Here is a 3,632-nt window from a genome sequence, read left to right on the forward strand (position 1 = left end):
AGAATGTGCTGGCGCCAAACCCGCGCGCTGCCTCGACATAGGGTTCTGCGCGCACCAGCCTCGTCTCTGCGCGCGCGAGGCGGGCCAGCACCGGGGCAAAGACCACACCAACCGCGATCATACCATCGATCAAGCCAGCACCCAGCGCCCCGGTGATCCCAACCGCTAATATGATTGCCGGAAACGAGAGTATGGCATCAACAATACGGCCAATCAGCATGTCGATCCAGCCGCCGGCAAATCCAGCCAGCAATCCCAACGGCACGCCGATCAATGCTGCGACCGAAACGGCAAGAAGACTTGCCGTGAGTGCGACCGGGCTGCCATAAATCAAGCGACTAAGTACGTCGCGGCCCAGGTCGTCAGTACCAAGCCAATGTTGCGCATTCGGCGGAAGCAATATCTCGGAGGGAATTTGCGCCGTCGGCGAAGCGGGGGCGAGCCAAGGCGCGAGGAAGCCAAGCACCACCAAGCCCGTCAGCCACAGGATAGCCAAAGCCGCTATGGGTTGACGCCGCATTCGCTGGGAAAGGCCACGTATCATGGTCCAACCGACCGCCGTCCACGTGGATCGATCCAACCGATGACAAGATCAACGAGTAAGTTGCTTACGATCACCAATAGCGCCATCACCAGCACAACGCCTTGGACCATTGGGAAATCCTTGCCGACCGCAGCTTCGACCATCGTGCTGCCAATCCCTGGAATGGCAAACACCGTTTCGATCACGACAGTCGCACCGAGCATGCGGTTGAACAGCAAAGCGACGAGGGTTAGCAAGAGTGCTGCAATATTTCTCATCCCGTGCCGCCAAACGATCGTCGCTGCCGGCAGTCCCTTGGCGCGCAAAGTGCGCACGAACGGCGCGCGCAGCACGAAAGTTAGCGCACCGCGTACCTGGCGCGCGACCTCTGCCATGCCGCCAGCGGCTAATGCCAATGCCGGCAGTGTGGCATGACGTAACGCTTGCGAGGGATTGTCACGCAACGGCACTGCGCCGGTCGCCGGCAGCCAATGCAGATCGATCGCAAACAATGCAACCAATATCATCGCCAGCCAGAAGTTTGGCAGTGCCACACCGAGGGCGGCAAGCGCCGAAACCGCACCATCCATGATCGAGCCGGCATGTGTCGCGGCGAAAATGCCGAAGGGGATACCGAGAACCAGCGCGAAACCTATTGCCAAAACTACAATAAATAGGCTGAGCGGTAGCTTTTCCGCGATCGCCTGCGCAACCGGCATGCCAGACAGTAGCGAGTGCGAAAGATCTCCATGCAACACGCCATTCAGCCAGACGAGATACTGCACCACGAGCGGACGATCGAGGCCGGTCAAATGACGGATCTCAGTGATACGCGCAGCCGAAGCGTTTTCTCCGGCCAGTGTCACTGCTGGATCGCCGGGCACGAGATGTAACAAAGCAAATACCAAAAGCGTTGCCAATAGGGCCGCAGGTAGCATCGTCGCGACCCGTTGAGCGAATTCACGCCACGCGCTCGCCATCACGCTCAGCCGCTCAGGAAAACATCATCAAATCGCGGCTTGCCAAGCAATGTCGGCTGCCAGCCGTTCACCCTCGCGCTGTGCGCCACAAGTTGCGATTGGAACAGAAGCGGCGCGCAAAGCGCTTCATCGATAACAATCTTCTGCACCGTCGCGAAGGCTGCTTTGCGGACATTGAGCGCCTCGCTTACACGAGTGGCTGCAAGCGCGTCCTCAAGCCCCGGCGTCTCGGCGCCGCCGGGGTTGAAATAGCCATTTTTGCCAAACATAAGAGCGTAGCTGAGCGAGGGATCGGGTCGGCCAGTCCAGGCCGCAAGCAGCATATCGCCGATTTTTCCGGAGAAAAACTGGCCTGTGATCTCTGGAAGGGCGCCACTTTTCATACGCAAAGTAATGCCGCCCGCCTTCATCTGCTCGATCAAAATCTCGGCTCGCTGCTGCGAGGCCTGGTCGTTGTATGCCATGAGATCAAGAGTAATACCGTCGTGATACCCGGCCTCGGCGAGCAGCGCACGGGCGCGGTCCGGATCATGCGGATAGCGCCCCGTGAGCGCTGCATCGTATGCCCAGTGTTCCTTAGGCAAAAGCATATCGGCGATCTGATAGAGATCGAGCGCGGAAGCTTGGTCAAATGCTTTTCGGTCAATCGCATAATTGATCGCTTCACGAACCCGCGTGTCAGCCATTGGCCCGCGGCCATAGTTGAAAAACAACAATTGGCAGAACAAGGTTGGGGAGGCTGAGGTGACGAGATCGCGACCGCGGCGCGCGAGCATCATTTGCTGCGGTGTCAAAGCATAGATGAAATCATTCTCGCCGGTCATTACCGAACGAAGCCCAGTCTGCAAATCCGAGATCAAGGCAAAGCGGATACCGTCAAGATAAGGGCGGCCCGGTTGCCAGTATTTGTCGTTGCGGGCATAAACCGTGCGATCCTTGTCACGCCATTCAACGAAGCGCATCGCTCCGGCCCCGACTGGATTGCGATCGAAGGCTTCACCGTACTTTTCGAACGCAGTAGGTGATACCATCATTCCGGCACGATCTGAGAGTACAAGCGGCAAGGCGGTATCCGGCCGCTTGAGGTGCAGCACGACCTGCTGCGTGCCGCGTGTTTCAACGGCATCAATGGCATCGACATCGGCTTTGATATTCGAACGCGGATAGCTACGCACGCGATCGAGATTGTATTTGACAGCCGCCGCATCGCATGCCGTGCCGTCATGGAACAGCACAGCGGGGCGAAGATCAAGAACGAGCGTTTTAGAATCAATAAAATTCCATGAGGTTGCAAGACGGGGGCGCGCGGTTAGGGTAGAGAAATCATAATCGATCAGCGTGTCATAGAGCGGATAGAGCTGCACGTGATCCTCGCCTGAGCGTCCGGTCGCCGGATCGAACGACGTGATGTCGCCGTAGGCCGAAACCCGAAGCACACCGCCTGGCTTCGGTGCCTCCGCTGCAGCGCGCCGCAAGTGCGCCGCAGCGAATGCCGCCGCAACCCCACCCAACAAAATTCTCCGTCCGACCGACATCGTAGTCATCCTTCCTTTGTTTCTGCCAAAAGCGACCGCGGTTTGGCGTAATGGCACGCTACAAAATGCCCAGGTTCAAACTCGCGCCATTCCGGTGGCGCAGCCGCGCAGCCGGCATCCGCCTCGCGACAGCGGGTGCGAAAGCGACAGCCCGAAGGCGGCGCGATGGGGCTCGGCATCTCGCCCGCGAGCGCCCGCCGCCTTGATCGCGCGGATGTTGCAAAACGTGGCTCGGCAGCAAGAAGAGCGGCGGTATAAGGGTGTAACGGAGCAGCCATTAACACCTCGGCCGGGCCGAGTTCCATCAGTCGGCCGAGATACATGACTGCTATGCGGTCGCTAATATGACCCACAACACTGAGATCATGCGAGATGAAGATCAAGCTCAGATCAAACTGACGTTGCAGATCGACGAGCAGATTGAGAATACCAGCCTGTACTGAAGGATCAAGCGCGGAGACGATTTCATCGCACACTAGTAAAGCCGGCGAAAGCGCCAACGCGCGCGCGATATTTACCCGCTGCTTCTGCCCGCCCGAGAGTTCGTGCGGATGCGAGTTCAGCAACGAGGCCGGCAACTCGACCGCATCTAGC

Annotated in this window: 4 protein-coding genes; all 4 read right to left on the minus strand. The window is 58.7% G+C overall.

From position 1 onward, the window contains the following. Positions 1 to 544 (minus strand): ABC transporter permease (locus ACP5M5_RS14480; RefSeq protein WP_427938525.1); only part of this gene is annotated, 544 nt, incomplete at its 3' end. Continuing rightward, positions 541 to 1,503, minus strand: coding sequence for an ABC transporter permease (locus tag ACP5M5_RS14485; protein ID WP_427938527.1), 963 nt, complete (start codon positions 1,501 to 1,503; stop codon positions 541 to 543). The genes ACP5M5_RS14485 and ACP5M5_RS14480, both read right to left, overlap by 4 nt. Positions 1,504 to 1,508: 5 nt before the next feature. Beyond that, positions 1,509 to 3,038, minus strand: a complete 1,530-nt coding sequence (locus ACP5M5_RS14490; protein ID WP_427938529.1) for an ABC transporter substrate-binding protein — start codon at positions 3,036 to 3,038, stop codon at positions 1,509 to 1,511. 5 nt (positions 3,039 to 3,043) lie between these two features. Then, a partial coding sequence (locus ACP5M5_RS14495; RefSeq protein ID WP_427938531.1) for an oligopeptide/dipeptide ABC transporter ATP-binding protein occupies positions 3,044 to 3,632 on the minus strand: 589 nt, incomplete at its 5' end.

This window comes from Acidibrevibacterium sp. (genome assembly GCF_049965395.1).
Lineage (GTDB): Bacteria > Pseudomonadota > Alphaproteobacteria > Acetobacterales > Acetobacteraceae > Acidibrevibacterium > Acidibrevibacterium fodinaquatile.

What these genes read in the sequence shown, in the direction of transcription:
- ACP5M5_RS14490 (WP_427938529.1), bottom strand. Translation starts at nt 3,038, where the DNA reads ATGTCGGTCGGACGGAGAATTTTGTTGGGTGGGGTTGCGGCGGCATTC.
- ACP5M5_RS14485 (WP_427938527.1), bottom strand. Translation starts at nt 1,503, where the DNA reads ATGGCGAGCGCGTGGCGTGAATTCGCTCAACGGGTCGCGACGATGCTA.